Raw genomic sequence first — 21,098 nt, 5'->3', positions numbered from 1 at the left:
GGAAGGAACTTGATCTGTCTTGTGGCAGGTGTCTCGGGACGGGTGGGTGATGGCCGGGCGCCGGGGGCGGATGGCAGGGTTCTGCGGATGGACCTGACCGTGATCCTCGGCCCGATGAAGGGCGGCAAGTCGCTGGAGATGATCAGCCTGCTGTCGCCGCTGCAGCACGCCGGCATCCCGCATCGTGTGTACCAGTCGGCGCGGCACGGGCGGGACACCGCGGTGACCTCGCGCTCCGGCGGGAGCCTGGAGACGGTCAAGGTGCACACGCTGGCCGGGGTGGCGGGCGAGGGCATCGAGTGGATCGGCGTCGACGAGATCCACATGTTCACCGTGGCGGACATAGCGGAGCTCGGCGTCGCGGTCCGGCGGGGGATCAAGGTGGTCGTGGCCGGGATCGACCTGGACCACCGGGGGCAGCTGTTCGGGCCGGTGCGGGCGCTGTTCGAGTTGGCGCCGGAGAAGGTGATCTACCGGCGGGCGGTCTGTGACGTGTGCCGGTCGTTGGACGCCACGCACACCCAGGTGCTGGAGCACGGGAAGCCGTTCATCCGGGAGCTGGCGCCGTCGACCGCGCTGCCGGACGACGGGACGTACACCTACGAGGCCCGCTGCCGCCGGTGCGTGGTCCTGCCCTGATTCGTGGTCCCTGCCCTGATCCTCGATCCGCCGGAAAGTGTCGGTGGTGGCTGCTACGTTCTCGGCACCTGAACTACGGCCGAGGGGGTCCGCGGTGTCCATCCACCATTTCCTGACGACGTTCGCGGGGTTGCCCGTCGTGCAGTCGGAGGACGAGGACGCGAGGCCGGCCGATCCGGCGGCGGTCGCCTGGCGGATCGACATGGAGGACTTCGAGGCCTCCGAGGAGGAGTTCGAGGCGGCCTTCGAGCGGATGCTGGAGCGGTCCGGTCCGTCCGGGCCGACCGCCCTGATCATCGGCGAGTGGGGTTCGGCCTACGACACCCCTTTCCCGTACGGGCTACTCCTGCGCCACGCGTCCCGCCTCGCGGCTCTCCGCGCGCTCTTCATCGGCGAGCTGAGCGGCGAGCAGTGCGAGATCTCCTGGATCCACCAGGGTGACGTGACACCGGTCCTGGAGGCGTTCCCGCTGCTGGAGCACCTCTGGATCCGTGGCGCGCAGGATCTCGAGCTGAGCCCGGTGCGGCACGAGGGGCTGCGCGAGCTGGTGTTCCAGTCGGGTGGGCTGCCCGCCACGGTGGTGCGCGCCGTCGGGGCCTGCGACCTGCCGAACCTGACACACCTGGAGCTCTGGCTCGGCGTGGACGAGTACGGTGGCGACGCCCGCGCGGACGACCTCGCCCCGATCCTGGCCGGGCGCGCGCTGCCCGCCCTCACCCACCTCGGCCTGCGCAACGCGGAGATCGCCGACGAGGTCGCGGCGGCGGTGGCGGCGGCACCGGTGGTCGCGCGGCTGAGCTCCCTCGACCTGTCGTTCGGGGTGATGGGTGACGTGGGCGGCGAGTCGCTGCTGACGGGGCAGCCGCTGACCCATCTGAAGACGCTGGACCTCAGCCACCACTTCATGTCGCCGGATCTGGCCCAGCGTCTCGTCGACGAGCTGCCCGGCGTCGCGGTCGACGTCTCCGACGAGCAGGAGGAAGAGGAGTGGGGGCGGTACACGGCCGTCTCCGAGTAGTTTTCCTCCGGCGAGTGCCGGAGTGGGGCGGAGATCGCGGCCCTTCCCCGACTCCAGCCACAACGCCACCGACCCGTCCGGCCTGCGGGCACGGCCGCCCGGCGGGCTCGCGACCGAAACCTGGCCGACCGAAACCTGGCCGACGGAATCGACGATCCGCGGGCGGCGCGTGTTTCGGACGGGCACTCGCCGCGGGATCCGGCGTCCCACCCGGGCGGTCCAGAATTGACCAGCAGGGTCACGGCTGGGAGCCGGTCATCGCGGCCGCGCACCGCGGGGAGTGAGCGCGGGGAGAGCCGGCGGGACGGGAAACACCGGGAGGCCCGGCTGCTGCACGACGACGCCGGCCCGGCCGCGGGCGTCATCGAGGACGACCGGTTGCGGCTGCTCCTCACCCGCTGTCATCCGGCGCCGGGGATGGAGGCGCGAGTCGCCCTGGCGTTGCGGATGGTCGGTGGTCTGACCGTGGCGGAGATCGCGCGGGCGCCCGGAGGCCGTGCCGGGCCGGAGTTCTCCGGGTCAGTCGGCGAGGAGGAGGTGGGCGTAGCGGTCGCGGATCAGCTCCAGGACGAAGACGGGATGGCGCATGGCGGTGTTCAGGTCGCGCCAGATGCGCTGGGCCGGGCTGGCGTCGGCGAATCGGGCGGCGCCGGCCACGTCGAGCAGGCTCTCCGCGGAGCGGCGGATCTGGCGTGCGGCCAGGGCGCCGTCCATCCGTACGCGGACCTCCTGGAGTGGGGTCAGCCGGGTGCCGCTGTCGACCAGGCGTGCGGATCGGGACGCCTGGAGTACCGCGTTGTCGATCAGCAGGGCGGCGTCGGCGATCGCGTACCGGAGGGCGGGTACGGTGGCGGCGCGCTCCCGCAGGAGCGGCAGGACGTGATCGTAAACGGCCATGCCCATGCCGAGGAGCGGGCCGGCGAGCGTGCTGTCCAGGCCCTGCGGGCGGGGGAGGCCGGGCGTCGAGAGGAAGAGCACCTGGTCGTGCGGGACGAAGACGTCGTCGGCGATCACCGTGTCGCTGCCGGTGCCGCGCATGCCGGCCATGTGCCAGGTGTCCTCGATCGGCAGATCACGCATCGGGACCAGCGCCAGCCCACGATCGGCCGGGGAGCCGGCGGCGGGAGCGACGCGGGCGGTGGGGGAGGCCGGGGAGCCGATGGCGTCGGACGGGGCGGCGCGGACGATGTCGAGGACGATCCAGTCGGCGTGGTGGGCGCCGGAGGCCCAGCCCCAGCGGCCGCTGATCAGGTAGCCGCCGTCGACCGGGCGGGCCGGGGCGCCCGTGCCGGACGAGCCGCAGACCGTCGCGTCGGGGTCGGCCTCCCAGACGCGCCGCTGCACGGCCTCGGGGAAGAGGCCCAGGGCGAGGCCGCCGCTGTAGTAGACGGTCAGCACCCACGCGGCCGACGAGCAACCCCGCGCGACCTCGGCGGCGATCGCGGTCACCGCGCGGGATCCCGCCTGCGTTCCTTCCAGGGTACGCGGCGTCGCGAGCCGGAAGAGCCCCGCCTTGCGCAGCCCCGCAACCGTCTCCTCGGGGAGTCTGCGCAGCGTGTCGGCGTGCTCGGCGTTCAGCGTGGCGGCGAGCGAGGAGGCCGTGGACACCAGCTCCGCCTCGTGGTCCGGCAACCCGGCGACAAGCGCGTCAAGACGGTCGTTTCTGATCATGGCGGGCAGCCTCACACGGACCGGGCGCAAGCAACCAGTCCCCGCTGAGGGGGGTGCCACGAGGGCCAGTATCGTCGATGCGTGGCGAGCACCCCGATCGGCGATTATCTTCGTGCCCGGCGGGAGCAGGCCAGGCCCGAGGCGATGGGCATCACGGTCAACGGCCACCGCCGGGTGAAGGGCCTGCGCCGCGACGAGCTGGCGTTCCTCGCCGGGATCAGCACGGAGTACTACACCCGCCTCGAACAGGGCCGCGACCGCAACCCGTCGGCGAAGGTGCTGGAGGCGATCGCCCGCGCCCTGGACCTGGACAGCGCGGCGGCCACCCACCTGCACGAGCTGGCGTTCGCCCCGTCGCGCCCGTCGCGGCCCGAGCGGGTGCGCCCCAGCGTGATCCGGCTGCTGGACTCGTGGGAGCACACGCCCGCGTTCATTCAGGGCCGCTACCTGGACGTGCTCGCCGCCAACCGGCTGGCGACCGCGCTGTCACCGCTCTACACGCCCGGCGTCAACCTGCTGCGGGCCGTCCTGCTGGACCCGGCCGCCGCGGCGCTCGCCGCGTCGCCCGAGATCCGCGCGCTGATCGCGATCCTGCGCGGCACGGCCGGTGCCGAGCCCGCTGATCCGCGCCTGACCGAGCTGGTCGACGAGCTGACCGCGGCGAGCGAGGTCTTCCGCCGCTGCTGGGGCCGGCACGAGGTGGTGGCCCGCCCGACGACCGGGATCCATCACGTACGGCATCCCCGGGTGGGCGAGCTGGAGCTGCACTACGACAAGTTCCTCGTCGCGGGTGACGAGGACCAGATGCTCGTCGTCTACCAGGCCGAGCCGGGCTCCCGGACGGCCGAGGCGCTGGCCGTACTGGGATCCTGAGCGGATGGTGGGCACGGTGCGGCGGGATGTCATCGACCGTGTCGTCGGGCGGATTCCGGTGTTATGTGACGGCGGCTGTCCCCGGGTGGGTGTGGACGGGCCTGACGGATCGGGGAAGAGCGTGTTCGCCGGGGAGCTTGCGGCGGCGGTGCGGGCGGACGGCCGCCCCGTCGTGCACGTGTCGCTGGACGACTTCCACCATGTCCGGGCGGTGCGCTATCGGCAGGGGCGGGAGTCGCCGAACGGCTTCTGGGAGGATTCGTACGATTATAAAAGGTTTTATAGTTATGTTCTGGAGCCCTTCGGGTCGAAAGGGGACCGGCGCTATCGGGCTGTCGGGCACGATCTGGTCAGCGACGCCGTGCTGGATCCGGAGCCGCTGAGCGCCGCGCCGGGGACCGTGCTGATCGTGGACGGGCTCTTCCTGCACCGGGACGAGCTGGCCGGGGTGTGGGACCTGTCGGTCTTCCTGGACGTGCCGTTCGCGGTGACGGCGCGGCGGATGGCGGTGCGGGACGGGACGAACGCCGATCCGGATCACCCGAGCATGCGGCGGTACGTCGGGGCGCAGCGGATCTACTACGCCGCCTGTTCGCCGCGGCGGCGGGCCGACGTGCTGATCGACAACGCGGACGTGGACGCCCCGCGGATCCTGGTGTGAGGGCCGGGCCCCGTGGTCAGGGTTTGTGGCCGACGCCGACCGCGGCCAGGCGGAGCACCGGGTGGTCGGCCGCCCGCGGGGTGCCGGGCTCCGGCCGCCACTCGCTGGCCGTGACGATGCCCGGCTCGATCAGCTCCAGCCCGTCGAAGTAGGACGCGATCTGGTCGAGCGGGCGGAACTGGCCGCGGCCGGTGCCCTGCTGCAGCTCGGCCTGGGCCGCGGCGACGGTCGGGTCGTCGGTCGCGAGCAGGTGGTGGATGAAGACGTAGCTGCCCGCCGGCAGCGCGGCCCGGTACGCGGCGAGGCTGGTGGCCGGGTCCTCGTCGTCGGTGATGTGGTGCACGATGCCGCAGAGGAGCAGGGCGACCGGGCGCGAAAGGTCGACGTGCCGGGTGAGCTCGGGGTGGGCGAGGAGCTCCGCGGGCCGCCGGAAGTCGCCCTCGACCGTGAGGGTCTCCCGGTTGCCCGCCATCAGTGCGCGCGAGTGGGCGAGGACCACCGGGTCGTTGTCGACGTAGACGACCCGGGTCTCCGGGGCGATCTCCTGGGCGATCTGGTGCACGTTGCCCGCGGTCGGCAGGCCCGATCCGACGTCGATGATCTGCCGGATCCCGGCCTCGGCGACCAGGTAGCGGACCACCCGGCGGAGCGCGTCGCGCTGCTGCTCCACGCCGAGGCAGACGGCCGGCATGGCGGTCTTGATCCGGTCGCCGAGGAGCCGGTCGGCCTCGAAGTTGTCCTTGCCGCCGAGCAGGTAGTCGTAGAGCCGGGCGATGTTCGGCCGGGTGGTGTCGATCGGGGGCCGGTCGTGGTTGCCGGTCGACGGGTCTCCGGCGATCTGGCTGCCCGGCATGGTCTCCTCCGCATCGTTCGCGCATATCGTTTCGCGCCGATGTGCCACGGCGCCGGAACGTGCCGCTACGATAGCCGCCTCTGATCCACTGTGTACATCGCCACCGTTCTTCCAAGGAGCCAGCGATGGAGCTGAGCGTCAACGGCAAGACCACGACCGTGGACGCCGGCCCCGACGAGGCGGCGACGGATGTGCTGCGCGACCGGCTCGGCCTGACCGGTGGCAAGGCGGCCTGCGGCACCGGGACCTGTGGCGCGTGCACGCTGCTCGTCGAGGGGACGCCGGTCGCCGGGTGCCGTACCCCGGCCGCCGGGATCGAGGGCCGCGCGGTCACCACGGTCGAGGGGCTCGGCGGTGCCCACCCGGTGCAGCGCGCCTTCGTCGCCCACGACGCCATGCAGTGCGGCTACTGCACACCGGGGTTCGTGGTGGCGGCCGCGGCCTTCACCGACCGGTGGCGCGCCGAGCACGGCGACGTCGCGCCGGACCGGGCGGAGATCGCCCGCGCGATGGCCGGGAACCTGTGCCGGTGCGGCGCGTACGAGCCGATCCTCGCGGCGATCGCGGCCGCCTGCGCGGGGCGGCACGACCACGACGATCCGGCGCCGGTCCGGGTGGAGGCCTGGGCGAAGGTCACCGGGCGGGCCCGCTACACGACCGACGTACGGCTGCCGGGCCAGCTCGACGGGGTGATCATCCGGTCGGCGCATCCGCACGCCCGGGTCGGTACGGTCCGGGTGCCCGGCGCCACCGTGGTGGACCTGCTCGGCGCGGACCGTACGGTGCGGTACGTCGGTCAGCCGATCGCCGCGGTCGCCGCGCCGACCCGAGCCGCCGCGCTGGCCGCCGCCGCGACGGCCGAGGTGGAGTACGCGCCGCTCCCCGCGGTGCTGACCACGGTCGAGGCGGAGAAGCCCGGCGCGCCCGCGGTCTACGACACGAAGGCGTCCCGGCGGACCGCCCCGCGGTCGAACGAGGCGCCGCTGAGCCCCGCCGCGTGGACCGGCAACCTGCGCGGGCCGTCCCAGGCGAGCTGGCGGGCGGGCACCGCGGTCAAGCGGATCGACGAGGCCCGCGAGCGCGGCGACGACCGCCTGGTCGCGGCGACGTTCACCACGGCGGCCCAGGCGCATACCGCGATGGAGCCGCACGCCTGCGTGGCCCACTGGGACGAGCACGGCGACCTGCACCTGCACCTCTCCACCCAGGCCGTCGGCCGGGTCGCCGCCGCGGTGGCGAAGCGGTGGGACCTCAAGCCCGGCCGGGTCCACGTCGTCGCCGACCACGTGGGCGGCGGCTTCGGGGCCAAGGTCCACGTCACCAGCGAGCTGGTCGCGGCGGTCGAGCTGGCCCGGGCCGCCGCGACACCGGTCCGGGTGGTCCTGGACCGGGCCGAGGAGCTGGTCGACGGCGGCAGCCGCCCGGCCACCCGGATCGAGCTCGCCGTGCTCGCCGACGCCGCGGGCGATCTCGCGGCGATGAGCATGGACGCGTGGGGCGACGGCGGGACCGCGATCGGGTGCAACTCCGCCGCCCTGGCCCGCTACATCTACGGCAACGCGCCCCGCCGGCTGCGGGACTACGACGTGCTGACCCACCGGCCGCCGGGCGCGCCCTTCCGCGGTCCCGGCGGCCCACCCATGGTCTGGGCGCTGGAGCAGACGGTCGACGAGATCGCCGAGCGGGTCGGCGAGGACCCGATCGCGCTGCGCCGGCGCTGGGACGGCAACCCGAAGCGGCGCGCCCTCTACGACTGGGCCGCCGCGCTGCCGGCCTGGACCGGGCGGCAGCCGGCGGGCTCGGCGACCGGCCGGTTCCGCCGGGGCGTCGGTGTGTCGGCCACCAACTGGCTCTACCTGCTCGACCCGGCCGCCGAGGTCGAGCTCGTGGTCGAGCGGGGCGTGGTGGTCGCCCGGTGCGCCACCCAGGACATCGGCACCGGCAGCCGTACGGTCATCGCCGAGCTGATCCGTGCCGAGCTGGGGCTGCCCGCGGGCCGGGTGCGGGCCGAGGTCGGCCGGACCGGCACCGTGCCCGGCCCGGCCTCGGCGGCGAGCAGCGCGACCCCGTCGCTCGGCCCGGCCGCCACCGACGCGGCCGCACGGCTGCGCGCCGCGCTCCCGGACGGCCCGGTCGAGGCGGCGCTGGACGCGTCCGAGGGCCTGCGGGTGGTCGGCCGGCGGCGCCGCGACCGCCTCGGCTACGTGACCCCGTTCCCGATCGGCGGGCTCGCGATCGGCCGCGGTTTCGCCGGGGCGGTGCACCTCAGCGAGGTCGAGGTGGACACCCGGCTCGCGACGGTCCGGGTCACCCGGGTGTGGTGCGGGGTGGCCGCCGGGCGCATCTACTCGGAGCGGCTGGCCCGGGCCCAGTGCGAGGGCGGCGTGATCCAGGGCGTCGGCTACACCCTCTTCGAGGAGCGGCACGTCGACCCGGCGACCGGGGTGGTCCTCTCCGACACGCTCGACGACTACCGGATCCCGGGGATCGGGGACACCCCGGAGATCGATGTTCACTTCCATCAGGAGGGCTGGGATCACGTGACCGGACGCGGTGTCGGGCTCGGTGAGATCTCCACGGTCGGCATGGCGGCGTCGATCGGGAACGCGGTGTACGCCGCGACCGGCTGGCGCCCCCGCGACCTGCCGATCCGCTCGGACCGGCTGCGGGAAGGGCTCGGCCGGTGAGCCGCCCGTCCACGGTGGCCGAGGTCGTCGAGGCGCTCGCCGTCTCCGGCGGTGACCTGCGCGCCGGCGGGACCGAGGTGCCGGTCCGGCGCACCCCGGTCTCCTTCGTCGACCTGCACGGGGTGCCCGCGCTGCGCGGCGTGACCTGGGGCGACGACGGCGCGGCCCGGCTCGGCGCGACCACCACGATCGCGGAGATCGCGGCCGACGCCCGGCTCGCCGCGTCCTATCCGGCGTTGGCCGCGACGGCCGCCGAGGTGGGCACCCCGCAGATCCGGGCGGTCGCCACCGTCGGCGGGAACCTCCTGCAGAGCAACCGCTGCTGGTACCACCGCAATCCGCTCTTCTCCTGCCACCGGACCGGCGGGGACGGGTGCCCGGCCCGCGCCGGGGTGAACCTCTACTCCGCGGTGATCGACCAGGGGCCGTGTGTGGCGCCGCACCCGTCGTCGCTGGCGACCGCGCTGCTCGCGTACGGCGCCGGCGTCGAGGTCCATGGCCGGGGGCGGATCACGCTGGGCGAGCTGTACGGCGACGGGTCCGATCCGACCCGGGACCACACGCTGGCGGACCGGGACGTGCTGGTCGCCGTCGGCCTTCCGGCGCCCGTCGCGGGGGAGCGTGCCGGTTATCTGCGGGTCGCCGCCCGCGCGGACGGCGACTGGCCGCTGCTCGAGGTCGTCGCCCGGCTGGTCGTCGCGGAATCGGTGATCACCGTCGCGGCGGTGACGGCGGGCGGGGTCGCGCGCACCCCGGTGCGGCTCGGCGGGGTGGAGGCCGCGCTGATCGGCCGGGCGGCCGACCCGGAGGTGCTCCACGCGGCGGCGGCTCACGCGGGTGAGGGCTGCACCCCTCTGGCGCAGAACGGATATAAGGTGGGCCTGCTCCGGGACGCGACGCTGGAGGTGCTGATGAGGTCGCTGCCGTGCGGATCGTGAGCGTCAACGCCTGGGGCGGCGCGATGGCCGGCGAACTGCTCGGCTGGTTGCCCGGCTGCGGCGCCGACGTCCTCTGCCTCCAGGAGGTGACCCGGACCCCGGGCCTGACCGGTGAGACCCGCTTCGCCGACGGGGAGCGGACCCTGCCGCAGCGGGCCACCCTCCTCGACGACGTGCGCGGCGCCCTGCCCCGGCACCAGCCGTTCTTCGTGGCGAGCGACTCCGGCCCGGTGCACGACGACGCCGGCCACCGCTACCGGCAGGACTTCGGCCTGGCGACCTTCCTCGCCGAGGACCTGCCCGTCACCGGTGTCGTGTCCGATTTCGTCCACGGTGAGTTCACCGATCACCCGGAGTGGCCCGCCGACCGCCCCCGCGCCGCCCTCGCGCTGCGCACCGTCGATCACGCGGGCCGCACCGTCTGGGTGCTCCAGACCCACGGCCTTCGTGATCCCCTCGGCAAGGGCGACACCCCGGCACGTCGTCATCAGGCGGAAAGGCTTCTTTCTCTGGTACGCCGTATCCGCGACACGAAGGACATCGTGGTGGTCTGCGGCGACCTGAACCTGCTCCCCGACAGCGAGACGTTCGAGATCCTCTCCGAGGCGGGCCTGACTGATCTGGTGGGTGCCGCCGACACCCGCACGTCGCGCTATCCGAAGCCGATCCGGCACGCGAGCTACCTCCTGATCTCCGATCCCGCCGCGGTAAAGCACTTCGAGATCGTGAAGGAGCCCGAGGTCTCCGACCACCGCGCCCTGCTCCTCGACCTCTGACTTGCTAATCTTGATCATGACCGGCACCGCCACATCTCTCCCGGGCAGCTCTGACCCGCGCGGCTTCTTCCCGCTCGGCGCGGCGACCACCCTCGCCGCACTGGCCGACGACCCGCACCCGCGCCTCGCCCTGCTCCGCGCCGACGAGCCGGTCTCCTGGCTGCCCGAGCTGGGCGGCTGGCTGGTCACCCGCCGTGACCTCGCTCTGGACGTGATGCGTGACGCCGTGACGTACACCGTGGACGATCCCCGGTTCTCCACCGCGCAGGTCGTCGGCCCAAGCATGCTCTCCACCGACGGCGCCCCGCACGCCCGCCACCGCGAGCCGTTCAACGCCCCGTTCCGCCCTCGCCGGGTCCACGACGGTTTCGCCGCGTTCATCGACCGCGAGACCGACCGCCTGGTCACCGCCCTGGAGCCGGCCGGCGCCGCCGAACTGCGGCGCACCTTCGCCGGCCCGCTCGCGGTCGCCGTCATGACCGAGGCCCTCGGCCTGACCGGCGCCACCCCGGAGACGCTGCTCTCCTGGTACGACGCGATCGTGCAGGCCGTCTCGGACATCACCGCCGGTCACGCGGCGTCACCGGCCGGCGCCGCCGCCTACGCCCAGTTGCGCGCCGCGGTCGAGGCCACCATTACGGACCGTGACACCGCGTCGCTGCTGGTCACCGCCGCCGACCGGCTGACGCCCGACGAGGTCGCGTCCAACGCCGCGGTGATGATGTTCGGCGGCATCGAGACCACCGAGGCGATGATCACCAACGCCCTGCTGCACCTGCTGGCGCACCCCGCCCAGCTCGCACTCGTCCGGTCCGACCCCGCCCTGCTGGAGAACGCGATCGAGGAGTCCCTCCGCCTCGAGCCGGGCGCCGCCGTCGTCGACCGCTACGCCACCCGCGACACCGTCCTCGGCCCGGCCACGATCCACCGCGGCGACCTGGTCAGCGTCTCCCTCACCGCCGCCAACCGCGACCCGGCCGTTTTTACCGATCCAGACCTTTTTCAGGTACGCCGGGAGAACGCGCGCCTCCAGTTGGCCTTCGCCCACGGCCCGCACCACTGCATCGCCGCGCACCTGGCCCGCCTGGAGACCCGCATCGCCCTCCACCACCTGCTCACCCGCCTCCCGGCGCTGCGCCTCGACCCCTCCCACCCGACGGCGCCGCAGGGCCTGGTCTTCCGCAAGCCGACCACCCTGCACGTCCTCTGGACCTGACCACCCCGAGCGCCCATCGCATCGCCAGGCAGATCGTGGCTGGTGGCGGTCGATATGTGGGCGCAGCTTGCCACGATCTCGATGGTTCGGGCGTGTGCGGTGATCAGACGCGGCCGCGGATACGGCGGGAGAGCTCGGTCGCGTGGTGGCGGACCTGGTCGACCAGGTGGGGGCGGTCGCGGTCGGTGATGTGGGCGGCCGGGTAGGTGACGGCGATGCCCGCGATCGGCCAGCCGGAGCGGTCCCGGATGGCGACCGCCACCGACACCAGCCCTTCGGTGACCTCGCCGTCCTCCAGGGCGTAACCCTGGCGGCGCTCGCGGACCAGGATGGCGCGGAGTTCGGAGAGACGGGTGGGGCTGGCGTCGCCGCGGTCGGTCGGGGAGGTGCGGTCGGCGAAGGCGGCGCGGCTGGGGAAGAGGGCGCGGAGCTGGACGTCGGGGAGGGCGGCCAGCTGGGCGCGGCCGCTGGCGGTGATGTGGCTGGGGAGGCGGACGCCGACGTTGGTGACCAGCGGCGGGCGGCGTGGGGCGCGCTCCTCGACCAGGTAGATGACGTCGCGGCCGTGCAGGACCGAGAGGTGGGCGGACTGGCCGACCCGGTCGACGAGGGCGGCGAGGATCGGGGCGCCGAGGCGGGCGAGGGGCTCCTGGCGGGCGAAGCCGGAGCTCATCTCGAAGGCGGCGATGCCGATGCCGTAGCGCTCCACGTCCGGGTAGTGGATGACGAAGCCGTGCTCCTCCAGGACGCCGAGGAGGCGGTAGACCGTGGAGCGCGGCAACCCCAGCGTCGTGGTGATCATCGCGGCGGGGACCGGGCCGCGCTGGGTGGAGAGGTAGCTGAGGATCCGCAGCGTCTGGTGCGCGGCCGGGGACTGGGGGCGGGATGGTGTTACGGCCACCCGTCGAGTCTCACATGTGGGACAGCGGTTCCCTCGGTGACCTCCCGCGGCGCCGTCCGGGTGTGTTCGGATGAGTCATGGCCTTCACCTCTGTCTCTCCCGGCCGGACCGGGTCCGTGCTGCTCGGCGCCGGTGCGCCCAGCGCCGCGGACGTGGTCGCGATCGCCCGGGACGATGCGCATATCGACGTCGACAAAGAGGCCCTCGAAGGGGTGGCGGAGAGCCGTCGGCTGATCGAGGCGCTCGCGGACGACAGCGAGCCGCACTACGGGATCAGCACCGGGTTCGGGGCGCTCGCCACCACGTTCATCTCCACCGACCGGCGGGTCCAGCTGCAGCAGAGCCTGGTGCGCTCGCACGCGGCCGGCTCCGGGCCGGAGGTGGAGCGCGAGGTGGTCCGGGCGCTGATGACGCTGCGGCTGTCGACGCTGCTCACCGGGCGGACCGGGGTACGGCCGGTGGTCGCCGAGACGTACGCCGCGATCCTCAACGCCGGGATCACCCCGGTGGTCCACGAGTACGGCTCCCTGGGCTGCTCCGGCGACCTCGCCCCGCTGGCGCACTGCGCGCTGGTGCTGATGGGCGAGGGCCGGGCCCGCAACCGCGACGGCGAGCTGCTCGACGGCGGGGAGGCGCTCGCCGAGGCCGGGATCGCGCCGGTGCTGCTCGCCGAGAAGGAGGGCCTCGCGCTGATCAACGGCACCGACGGCATGCTCGGCCAGCTGGTGCTCGCCCTCGCCGACCTCGACATGCTGCTGACCACCGCGGACGTCTCCGGCGCGATGAGCGTCGAGGCGCTGCTCGGCACCGACGCGGTCTTCGCCGCGGACCTCCAGGCGCTCCGGCCACAGCTGGGGCAGGCCGCGTCGGCGGCGAACTTCCGGCGGCTCCTCCAGGGCTCCCCGCTGATCGCGAGTCACCAGGGCCCGGAGTGCACCCGGGTGCAGGACGCCTACTCGCTGCGCTGCGCGCCCCAGGTGCACGGCGCGGCCCGGGACACGATCGAGCACGCGCGGACGATCGCCGAGCGGGAGCTCGCCTCGGCGGTCGACAACCCGGTGGTCACGCTCGACGGGCGGGTCGAGTCGAACGGGAACTTCCACGGCGCGCCGGTCGCGTACGTGCTGGACTTCCTCGCCGTCGCGGTGGCCGACGTGGCGAGCATGTCGGAGCGGCGTACCGACCGGATGCTCGACCCGAACCGGAGCCACGGGCTGCCGCCGTTCCTCGCCGACGAGGTCGGGGTGGACTCGGGGCTGATGATCGCCCAGTACACCGCGGCCGGGATCACCAGCGAGCTGAAGCGCCTCGCGGTGCCCGCCTCGGTCGACTCGATCCCCTCCTCGGCGATGCAGGAGGATCACGTCTCGATGGGCTGGGCCGCCGCCCGCAAGCTCCGCAGGGCCGTGGACGGGCTCGCCCAGGTCCTCGCCATCGAGATCATGACGGCGGCGCGAGCGATCGACCTCCGCGCCCCGATCCAGCCCGGGCCCGCCACGGGCGCGGTGCTGAGTCTCGTACGGGAGAAGGTGGCAGGTCCCGGAACCGACCGCTTCCTGGCGCCTGACATCGCTGCGGTGACCACCGCTGTCCGTTCCGGATCTGTTGTCCACGCTGCCGGCCTGTGAAGAGAGGCATTCCCCTCATGACCGATTTCTCCAAGGGCGCCCGGCCGGTCCGGGCCCCGCGCGGCCCCGAGATCACCGCGAAGTCGTGGCAGACCGAGGCCCCGATGCGGATGCTGATGAACAACCTGGACGCCGAGGTCGCCGAGCGCCCCGACGACCTGGTCGTCTACGGCGGGACCGGGCGCGCGGTGCGGAGCTGGGCGGCGTTCGACGCGATCGTGGCGACGCTGCGCGACCTGGAAGCGGATGAGACGCTGCTGGTCCAATCCGGTAAGCCGGTCGGCGTGTTCCGCACCCACGAGTGGGCGCCGCGCGTGCTGATCGCCAACTCCAACCTGGTCGGCGACTGGGCGAACTGGCCCGAGTTCCGGCGCCTGGAGCAGGCGGGGCTGACCATGTACGGACAGATGACCGCCGGTTCGTGGATCTACATCGGCACCCAGGGCATCCTGCAGGGCACCTACGAGACGTTCGCCGCGGTCGCCGCCAAGCGGGGCGCGACCTCGCTCGCGGGCACCCTGACGCTGACCGGCGGCGCGGGCGGGATGGGCGGCGCGCAGCCCCTCGCGGTCACGTTGAACGGCGGCGCGATCCTGGTCGTCGACGTGGACGCGGCCCGGCTCCGGCGCCGGGTCGAGCACCGCTACCTGGACGAGATGACCCACGACCTCGACGAGGCCCTGGCGAAAGTGGTCGCCGCCAAGAACGAGGGGCGGGCACTGTCGGTCGGCCTGGTCGGCAACGCCGCGACCGTCTTCGCCCAGCTCCTCGAAATGAACGCGCCGATCGACATCGTCACCGACCAGACCAGCGCGCACGACCCGCTCAGCTACCTGCCCGAGGGGATCACCGTCGAGCAGTGGCACGAGCGCGCCGCCGCCGACCCGGAGGGCTTCACCAAAGCCGCGCGGGCCAGCATGGCCAAGCACGTCGAGGCGATGGTCGGCTTCCTGGACCGCGGCGCCGACGTCTTCGACTACGGCAACTCGATCCGCGCCGAGGCCGAGCTCGGCGGCTACGACCGGGCGTTCGCGTTCCCCGGCTTCGTCCCCGCCTACATCCGCCCGCAGTTCGAGGAGGGCCGCGGGCCGTTCCGCTGGGCGGCGCTCTCCGGCGACCCGGCCGACATCGCCAAGACCGACCAGGCGATCATCGACCTCTTCCCCGACAACGAGCCCCTGGCCCGGTGGCTGCGCGCGGCCGGCGAGAAGGTGCACTTCGAGGGCCTGCCCGCCCGGATCTGCTGGCTCGGCTACAAGGAACGACACCTCGCGGGCCTCAAGTTCAACGAGATGGTCGCCTCCGGTGAGCTGAGCGCGCCGATCGTGATCGGTCGTGACCACCTCGACTCCGGCTCGGTCGCCTCGCCGTACCGGGAGACCGAGGGTATGAAGGACGGCTCGGACGCGATCGCCGACTGGCCGCTGCTCAACGCGCTGCTGAACACGGCGTCCGGGGCGACCTGGGTGTCGCTGCACCACGGCGGCGGCGTCGGCATCGGCCGCTCGATCCACGCCGGGCAGGTCACCGTCGCCGACGGGACCGCGCTCGCCGCGCAGAAGATCGAACGGGTGCTCACCAACGACCCGGGCACCGGCGTCATGCGGCACGTCGACGCCGGGTACGAGCACGCCGCCGAGGTCGCCCGCGAGCGTGGCCTGCACATTCCGATGCTGGAGACCGAGTGACCGCGCTGCAGTACCTCCGGGAGATCGACGGCATCGGCCGCGACCCGGTCCGCGGCGGCCACTCCCGCCACCTGCTCGACGACGCTGACCGGGCGCTGCGCGACTGGTTCACCACCACGGCGAAGAACCTCGGCCTCGACGTCGAGCAGGACCGCAACGCGAACCTCTGGGCCTGGTGGCATCCGGCGGACGGCCCGGTCTACCCGGCGGTCGTCACCGGCAGTCACCTCGACTCGGTGCCCGGCGGCGGCGCGCTGGACGGCCCGCTCGGCGTGGTCAGCGCCCTGGACGCGGTGGCCCGTCTCAAGGCGGACGGGCATGTCCTGGAACGATCACTCGCGGTGGTGGTCTTCGCCGAGGAGGAGGGCGCCCGGTTCGGGATCGCCTGCCTCGGTTCGCGGCTGCTCACCGGCGTCACCCCGCCGGAGACCGCGCTCGCCCTGACCGACAGCGCCGGCCACCGGCTGCGCGACGTCCTCGCCGAGAACGGCGTCGACCCCGCCGGCATCGGACCCGACCAGGACCGCCTGGCGAGGATCGGCCTGATCCTCGAACTCCACGTCGAGCAGGGCAGACAGCTCGCCCCGCGCGACGAGCCGATCGGCCTGGCCACCACGATCCTCGCGCACGGCCGCTGGAAGCTGACGATCACCGGCCGGGGCGACCACGCGGGCTCCACCGAACTCGACTCCCGGCGGGATCCGGTGGTCGCGGCGGCCGACACCATCAAGGCGGTGCGCCGGGCCGCGGTGGAGGCACCGGCCGCCGCGAAGGCCCGCGCGACGGTCGGCCGGATCAACGTGACGCCCGGCGGGACCAACGCGATCGCCTCCCGGGTGGAGCTCTGGCTCGACGCGCGGGCCGAAAAGGATCACGACGTCCGGGACCTGGTCGCGGCCGTCACCGGGGCCGCCGAGCGGGCCGCGACCGACGAGGGCTGCGCGGTCACCGTGCACGAGGAGTCGTTCTCGACCCGGGTGGCGTTCGACGCCGCGCTCACCGAACGGCTCGACGGCGTCCTCGGCGGCGTGCCGCGGATCCCGACCGGTGCCGGGCACGACGCGGGCGTGCTCGCCGAGTTCGTGCCCTCGGCGATGCTCTTCGTCCGCAATCCGGAGGGCGTCTCCCACGCGCCCGCCGAGACCGCGTCGCCGGAGGACATCGAGCGGGGCGTCGTCGCGCTGACCGCCTGCCTCGCGGAGCTGGCATGAGAGTCTTCGCGAAACGCCTCATCCTCCCCGGCGAGGTGCGGCACGACGCGGTCCTCGAGATCGACTCGCCCGCGCCGGACGTGCGGCTCGGCACGGTCGTCCCCGCCTTCGCCAACACCCACTCGCACGCGTTCCACCGGCTGCTGCGCGGTCGCACGAACGCGGGCGGCGGCGACTTCTGGCGCTGGCGGACCGAGATGTACGCGGTCGCCGGGCGGCTCGACCCGGATCTGATGTTCGAGGCGGCGTCGCTGGTCTACGCGGAGATGGTCGCCGCCGGGTATGCCTCGGTCGGCGAGTTCCACTACGTGCACCACGATGCGGGCGGGCGGGCGTACCCGAAACATGAGATGGAAGCGGCGATCGCCGCCGCGGCCCACGAAGCCGGCATCCGTCTCACGCTGCTCGACACGCTGTATCTGCGCGGCGGCTTCGGCCGCCCGCTCCTGCCGGAGCAGCGGCGCTTCGGCGACGCGAGCGTCGACCGATGGCTGGAGCGCTGGCACGAGCTTCGGTCACTGTTGCCGGGGGTCGTTCTGGGTGCGGCTTTCCATTCGGTACGGGCGGTCGCCCCGGACGAGATGGCGGCGGCGGTCCGCGGGCTCCCCGACGACGTCCCGCTGCACGTGCACCTCTCCGAACAGCCGGCCGAGAACGTGGAGTGCCTCGCCGCGACCGGCCTGACCCCGACCGGGGTCCTCGAGGAGGCGGGTGCGCTCTCCGGGCGGACCACGGTCGTGCACGCCACCCACCTCACCGACGACGACGTGCGCACGCTGGGTGAGGCCCGGGTCTTCGTCTCGATGTGCCCGACCACCGAGGGTGACCTCGGCGACGGGCTGGGCCGGGCCCGGGACCTCGCCGACGCGGGCGCCCGGATCACCGTCGGCTCTGATCAGAACGTGACCGTCGATCCCTTCGAGGAGCTGCGGCTCGTCGAGCGCGGTGCCCGGCTGGCGTCCGGCAGGCGCGGTATCTTCACCCCGGCCGAGCTCTGGACGGCCGGTGCGGCGGCGGGCCATCGGGCGCTGCAGCAGGACGCGACGCTCGACCTGGTCGAGGTGGACGCCGCGTCGATGCGGACCGTCGGCTGCCAGCCGGAGGAGCTGTTCATGGCGGCGGCCGCGGCCGACGTGCGCACGGTGATCACCCAGGGGGTGGTCCGCGGGGCACCGGACCTGGACCGGGCCGCGCGGTTGTTCGAGAGGATCGCCGGATGAGTTTCGTCCTCACCAACATCGGTGAGCTGTTCACCGCCGGTCCCGAGGGAGTCCTGCGGGACGCGGCGGTGGTCGTCGACGGCTCGACCATCGCCTGGGTGGGATCCGCTTCGCAGGCGCCGGCCGCGGACGAGAGCGTGGACGCGCGGGGCGCCGCGGTCGTGCCCGGCTTCGTGGACAGCCACTCCCACCTGGTCTTCGCCGGGGACCGGGCCGACGAGTTCGACGCGCGGATGTCGGGGCAGCCGTACACCGCGGGCGGCATCCGGCGGACCGTCGCGGCGACCCGGGCGGCGTCCGACGAGGCGCTCGCGGCACACACCGGGCGGCTGCTCGACGAGGCGCTGCGCTCCGGCACCACCACCATCGAGATCAAGTCGGGGTACGGGCTGACCGTCGCCGACGAGCGGCGCAGCCTCGAGGTGGCGTCCCGGTTCACCAGCGAGGTGACGTTCCTCGGGGCACACGTGGTGCCCGCCGGGGCGTCACCGGACGCCTACGTGGACCTGGTCGCGGGGGAGATGCTCGACGCGGTCGTGGGGATCGCCACGTGGATCGACGTGTTCTGCGATCGCGGGGCGTTCGACGTCGACCAGGCGCGCCGGATCCTGACCGCCGGGGCGTCGCGGGGCCTCGGGGTGCGGATGCACGCCAACCAGCTCGGCCCGTCCGGCGCCGCCCGGCTCGGCGTGGAGCTGGGCGCGGCCAGTGTCGACCACTGCACGTTCCTGACCGACGAGGACGTGGATGCGCTCGCCGGTTCGTCCACGGTGGCGACGTTCGTGCCCGGGGCGGAGTTCTCCACCCGCCAGCCGTTCCCGCGGATCGACCGGCTGCGAGACGCCGGGGTGTCCTACGCGATCGCGACCGACTGCAACCCCGGATCGTCGTTCACCAGCTCGATGCCGTTCTGCATCGCTCTCGCCGTACGCGAAATGCACATGACACCGACGGAAGCGCTGCTCGCGGCAACCAGCGGCGGCGCGCAGGCCTTGCGCCGCACCGACATCGGCCGGATCGTGGTGGGCGCCCAGGCGGACCTGGTCCTGCTGGACGCCCCGTCTTTCGTGCACCTCGCCTACCGCCCGGGCGTCCACCTCGTGAAGGACGTCTGGCAGCGTGGCCGGCGCACCACCACCTGGCTTCCTCGCCCTTGAGCCCTCTCAGTCGCGCAGGATGCCGGGTGCATCGAAGTTACGATTGTCGATGACGATGTGGGCTCGATCGGCGGGGCGGACCTCGGCCAGGTAGAGCTCCTCGCCGGGGATGTAGTAGGTGCGGTACCGCTCGGCCGCCGCTTCCCGCGAGTCCATCCACGCCCGGTCCCGGTCGGCGCCGCGGTGCAGCACGTCCGCGATGTCGATGTGCAGGTAGACGATCAGGTCCCAGTGCACCGCCAGACCCGGCTTCTGCAGGAACGCGCCGTCGGCCACGAGGATCGCGTCGTCGGGGCTCACGTGGACGCCGGAGTCGATCGGCAGGCGACCGCTGACGTCCATGATCTGTGTGCGGTAGCGGCGGTCGCCTCCCGGCCCGAGCGGCGCCAGCAGCTCGTCACGGATGGCGTCGACGTCGAACATCTCGAAGTAGTAGCTCTCCGGCGACCCGGCCGGATACCGCGTACGCAGGTCGACATGCCGTTTGAACTGGTCGATCATGACGCGCAGCACCGGCCGCGCCGTTGTCGCCCGCAGGACATCCGCCAGCTCGTCGGCGAACGTGGTCTTGCCGGCCGCGGAGTGCCCATCGATCCCGACGCGCGCCGGATGCTCCAGCCGCAGCGCCAGAGCCCGCTCGGCCACCGCACCGACCAGTCGCCGCCGTCGTGTAGTCATCGAACGGATGATGCCGCAGCCGGCCGACGTCGGCCGGTTCTTTCGCCGGTGAGTCTCCGGTCCCGCCGCCGCGCAGGATCCTGGCCGCACACTGGAGGCGTGATCAGACTGCGGTTGTACAAGGCTCGCGAACGGCAGCGCGTCATCGATCCCGCCGATCTCGAAGCGGAGTACGCGGCGGCCGACCCGAGGACGAAGCCGGTGTTCGAGCATGACGGCGTGATGGTGTGGGTCAGCGAGCGGGACCGGTGCCGGGTCGAGCGGCGTTTCCGTGGCCGGGATCTTCACCTGATCGAGTCCGGTACGAACGACCTGCCCCGTTCCCGTGGCCTGGAGATTCTGCGCATGCCCGGCGCGGACTACACCTGGGTGCCCTCGCTGGATTGGTGTTGGGGCGCCGGCGAATACCTCGATCGCGACCGGGTCGAGTCGGTCGTCGACCGTGCCCTCGACATGGAACCCTGGATCGCGGCCGAGGGCCCGATCGGCCTGGTGCATCTCTCCTACCTGATGTGGTTCCACAACGGCGCGATGGCGAATGGCGCCGCCTGGCCACTGGACGTCTGCACCGCCGACCAGATCGCCGCGTTCATCGCGGCCGCCACCTACTTCGAGCTGAACGAGATCGCCGACCTGATCGGCCGACTCGAACATGACGACGCGCTGAGTCACGAGTACTGGGATCTCAGCGGCCCGTTCGGCCAGGACGCTTCGTTGATCCGCGACGCACTCCGCTGCAAGCTCGTCGAGGCGCCGGCGGACTGGAGCTGACGAGCGGTTACCGGAGTGCCCTGAAGCGAGCGATCCATTCCTGGTTGAGAGTGTCGGCCTGGCGGTGGTGGCGGGGGATCGGGATGGCGTCGGGGTCGAAGGCCGGCTCGCGGCCGGTGAGGTGGAGGCCGCTGATCTCGCCGTTGCCGCCGGCGTACCAGAGGCCGGTCTGGTCGGCGCGCAGCCAGGAGACCGCCTGCGCGACGACGTCGTCGCGCGTCAGGGAGAGGTAGCGGACGTCGCCGTCGATCGGGACCTCGTCCAGGGCGCCCCACATCAGCTTCGCGCCGAAGACGCCGTTGGGGGTGGTGCCGGCGCGGCGGGCCGCCGCCAGGAACTCCGCGGGACGGTGGTCCGGGGCCAGGCCCCAGCGTGCGGCCCAGAGGGGGCGGTCCGGGGCGCGGAAGTAGGACTGCGGGTGGCCGCAGACGCCCGTCGACTCCAGCAGGCCGAGGAGCAGGGAGCTGCCGGTGCGTGGCGTGGCGCAGACGAGGTAGGCGTCGGTCATTCGG

Annotated in this window: 19 protein-coding genes and 1 pseudogene; 15 read left to right on the top strand and 5 right to left on the bottom strand. The window is 73.2% G+C overall.

The features are described 5' to 3' along the window. Positions 1 to 87 precede the first annotated feature (87 nt). The 3 genes and pseudogenes from AB0M08_RS15715 to AB0M08_RS15705 all read left to right on the top strand — a co-directional run. Entirely contained in the window at positions 88 to 639 is a 552-nt protein-coding gene (locus AB0M08_RS15715; RefSeq protein WP_364493058.1) for a thymidine kinase, read from the top strand. Between the two features lie 94 nt (positions 640 to 733). Continuing rightward, complete coding sequence (locus tag AB0M08_RS15710; protein WP_364493056.1) at positions 734 to 1,657, top strand: STM4015 family protein; 924 nt, start codon at positions 734 to 736, stop codon at positions 1,655 to 1,657. Positions 1,658 to 1,942: 285 nt separating this feature from the next. Beyond that, positions 1,943 to 2,140 (top strand): annotated as a pseudogene (locus tag AB0M08_RS15705) (RNA polymerase sigma factor); the annotation flags it as partial. A gap of 36 nt (positions 2,141 to 2,176) precedes the next feature. Here AB0M08_RS15705 and AB0M08_RS15700 read toward each other — a convergent pair. Further along, complete coding sequence (locus AB0M08_RS15700; RefSeq protein ID WP_364493054.1) at positions 2,177 to 3,328, bottom strand: acyl-CoA dehydrogenase family protein; 1,152 nt, start codon at positions 3,326 to 3,328, stop codon at positions 2,177 to 2,179. 81 nt (positions 3,329 to 3,409) lie between these two features. Between AB0M08_RS15700 and AB0M08_RS15695 the strand changes: the two genes are divergently transcribed. Further along, positions 3,410 to 4,201, top strand: coding sequence for a helix-turn-helix transcriptional regulator (locus AB0M08_RS15695; RefSeq protein WP_364493052.1), 792 nt, complete (start codon positions 3,410 to 3,412; stop codon positions 4,199 to 4,201). Between the two features lie 4 nt (positions 4,202 to 4,205). Continuing rightward, positions 4,206 to 4,862: a uridine kinase gene (locus tag AB0M08_RS15690; RefSeq protein ID WP_364493050.1), complete on the top strand. Its 657-nt coding sequence runs from the start codon at positions 4,206 to 4,208 to the stop codon at positions 4,860 to 4,862. 16 nt (positions 4,863 to 4,878) lie between these two features. On the opposite strand, the gene AB0M08_RS15685 is transcribed toward AB0M08_RS15690, so the two are convergent. Further along, positions 4,879 to 5,715 carry an SAM-dependent methyltransferase gene (locus AB0M08_RS15685; protein ID WP_364493048.1) on the bottom strand — a complete coding sequence of 279 codons (837 nt, stop codon included), beginning with the start codon at positions 5,713 to 5,715 and terminating at the stop codon, positions 4,879 to 4,881. Between the two features lie 125 nt (positions 5,716 to 5,840). Between AB0M08_RS15685 and AB0M08_RS15680 the strand changes: the two genes are divergently transcribed. Genes AB0M08_RS15680 through AB0M08_RS15665 form a run of 4 tightly spaced genes read left to right on the top strand, consistent with a single transcriptional unit; the run spans position 5,841 to position 11,332 of the window. Beyond that, positions 5,841 to 8,402 carry a molybdopterin cofactor-binding domain-containing protein gene (locus tag AB0M08_RS15680; RefSeq protein WP_364493046.1) on the top strand — a complete coding sequence of 854 codons (2,562 nt, stop codon included), beginning with the start codon at positions 5,841 to 5,843 and terminating at the stop codon, positions 8,400 to 8,402. After that, positions 8,399 to 9,340: an FAD binding domain-containing protein gene (locus tag AB0M08_RS15675; RefSeq protein WP_364493044.1), complete on the top strand. Its 942-nt coding sequence runs from the start codon at positions 8,399 to 8,401 to the stop codon at positions 9,338 to 9,340. The genes AB0M08_RS15680 and AB0M08_RS15675 overlap by 4 nt, the downstream gene beginning before the upstream one ends. Beyond that, positions 9,328 to 10,116 (top strand): endonuclease/exonuclease/phosphatase family protein, encoded by a 789-nt coding sequence (locus AB0M08_RS15670; protein ID WP_364493042.1) that lies wholly within the window; start codon positions 9,328 to 9,330, stop codon positions 10,114 to 10,116. The genes AB0M08_RS15675 and AB0M08_RS15670 overlap by 13 nt, the downstream gene beginning before the upstream one ends. Before the next feature lie 16 nt (positions 10,117 to 10,132). Continuing rightward, a complete protein-coding gene (locus AB0M08_RS15665) occupies positions 10,133 to 11,332 on the top strand; it encodes a cytochrome P450 (RefSeq protein ID WP_364493040.1) in 1,200 nt (399 codons plus the stop codon). Between the two features lie 103 nt (positions 11,333 to 11,435). On the opposite strand, the gene AB0M08_RS15660 is transcribed toward AB0M08_RS15665, so the two are convergent. Further along, on the bottom strand, positions 11,436 to 12,233 hold the full coding sequence (locus AB0M08_RS15660) for an IclR family transcriptional regulator (RefSeq protein WP_364493038.1): 798 nt from the start codon (positions 12,231 to 12,233) through the stop codon (positions 11,436 to 11,438). A gap of 77 nt (positions 12,234 to 12,310) precedes the next feature. Here AB0M08_RS15660 and hutH point away from each other — a divergent pair, with 77 nt between their 5' ends. From hutH to hutI, 5 genes are read left to right on the top strand one after another with little or no spacing between them, the layout of a single operon-like run. Continuing rightward, entirely contained in the window at positions 12,311 to 13,861 is a 1,551-nt protein-coding gene (hutH, locus tag AB0M08_RS15655) for a histidine ammonia-lyase (protein WP_364493036.1), read from the top strand. A gap of 17 nt (positions 13,862 to 13,878) precedes the next feature. Then, positions 13,879 to 15,549: a urocanate hydratase gene (locus AB0M08_RS15650; protein WP_364493034.1), complete on the top strand. Its 1,671-nt coding sequence runs from the start codon at positions 13,879 to 13,881 to the stop codon at positions 15,547 to 15,549. Next, a complete protein-coding gene (locus AB0M08_RS15645) occupies positions 15,546 to 16,760 on the top strand; it encodes an allantoate amidohydrolase (RefSeq protein WP_364493033.1) in 1,215 nt (404 codons plus the stop codon). The genes AB0M08_RS15650 and AB0M08_RS15645 overlap by 4 nt, the downstream gene beginning before the upstream one ends. Then, positions 16,757 to 17,980, top strand: coding sequence for a formimidoylglutamate deiminase (locus AB0M08_RS15640; RefSeq protein ID WP_364493031.1), 1,224 nt, complete (start codon positions 16,757 to 16,759; stop codon positions 17,978 to 17,980). Before AB0M08_RS15645 ends, AB0M08_RS15640 begins: the two co-directional genes overlap by 4 nt. Next, positions 17,977 to 19,137, top strand: a complete 1,161-nt coding sequence (hutI, locus tag AB0M08_RS15635) for an imidazolonepropionase (RefSeq protein ID WP_364493029.1) — start codon at positions 17,977 to 17,979, stop codon at positions 19,135 to 19,137. Before AB0M08_RS15640 ends, hutI begins: the two co-directional genes overlap by 4 nt. A 6-nt stretch (positions 19,138 to 19,143) precedes the next feature. Here the strand turns inward: hutI and AB0M08_RS15630 are convergent, their stop codons facing one another. Beyond that, complete coding sequence (locus tag AB0M08_RS15630) at positions 19,144 to 19,815, bottom strand: uridylate kinase (protein WP_364493027.1); 672 nt, start codon at positions 19,813 to 19,815, stop codon at positions 19,144 to 19,146. A gap of 99 nt (positions 19,816 to 19,914) precedes the next feature. Here AB0M08_RS15630 and AB0M08_RS15625 point away from each other — a divergent pair, with 99 nt between their 5' ends. Next, entirely contained in the window at positions 19,915 to 20,586 is a 672-nt protein-coding gene (locus AB0M08_RS15625) for a hypothetical protein (protein ID WP_364493026.1), read from the top strand. 7 nt (positions 20,587 to 20,593) lie between these two features. Here AB0M08_RS15625 and AB0M08_RS15620 read toward each other — a convergent pair whose 3' ends face one another. Then, positions 20,594 to 21,094 (bottom strand): Stf0 family sulfotransferase, encoded by a 501-nt coding sequence (locus tag AB0M08_RS15620; RefSeq protein WP_364493024.1) that lies wholly within the window; start codon positions 21,092 to 21,094, stop codon positions 20,594 to 20,596. Positions 21,095 to 21,098: the final 4 nt, after the last annotated feature.

This window comes from Actinoplanes sp. NPDC051851, assembly GCF_040681165.1.
Taxonomy (GTDB): domain Bacteria; phylum Actinomycetota; class Actinomycetes; order Mycobacteriales; family Micromonosporaceae; genus Actinoplanes.
Note: the sequence above shows the minus strand (reverse complement) of the source record. Positions and strands in the feature narration are given on the sequence as shown.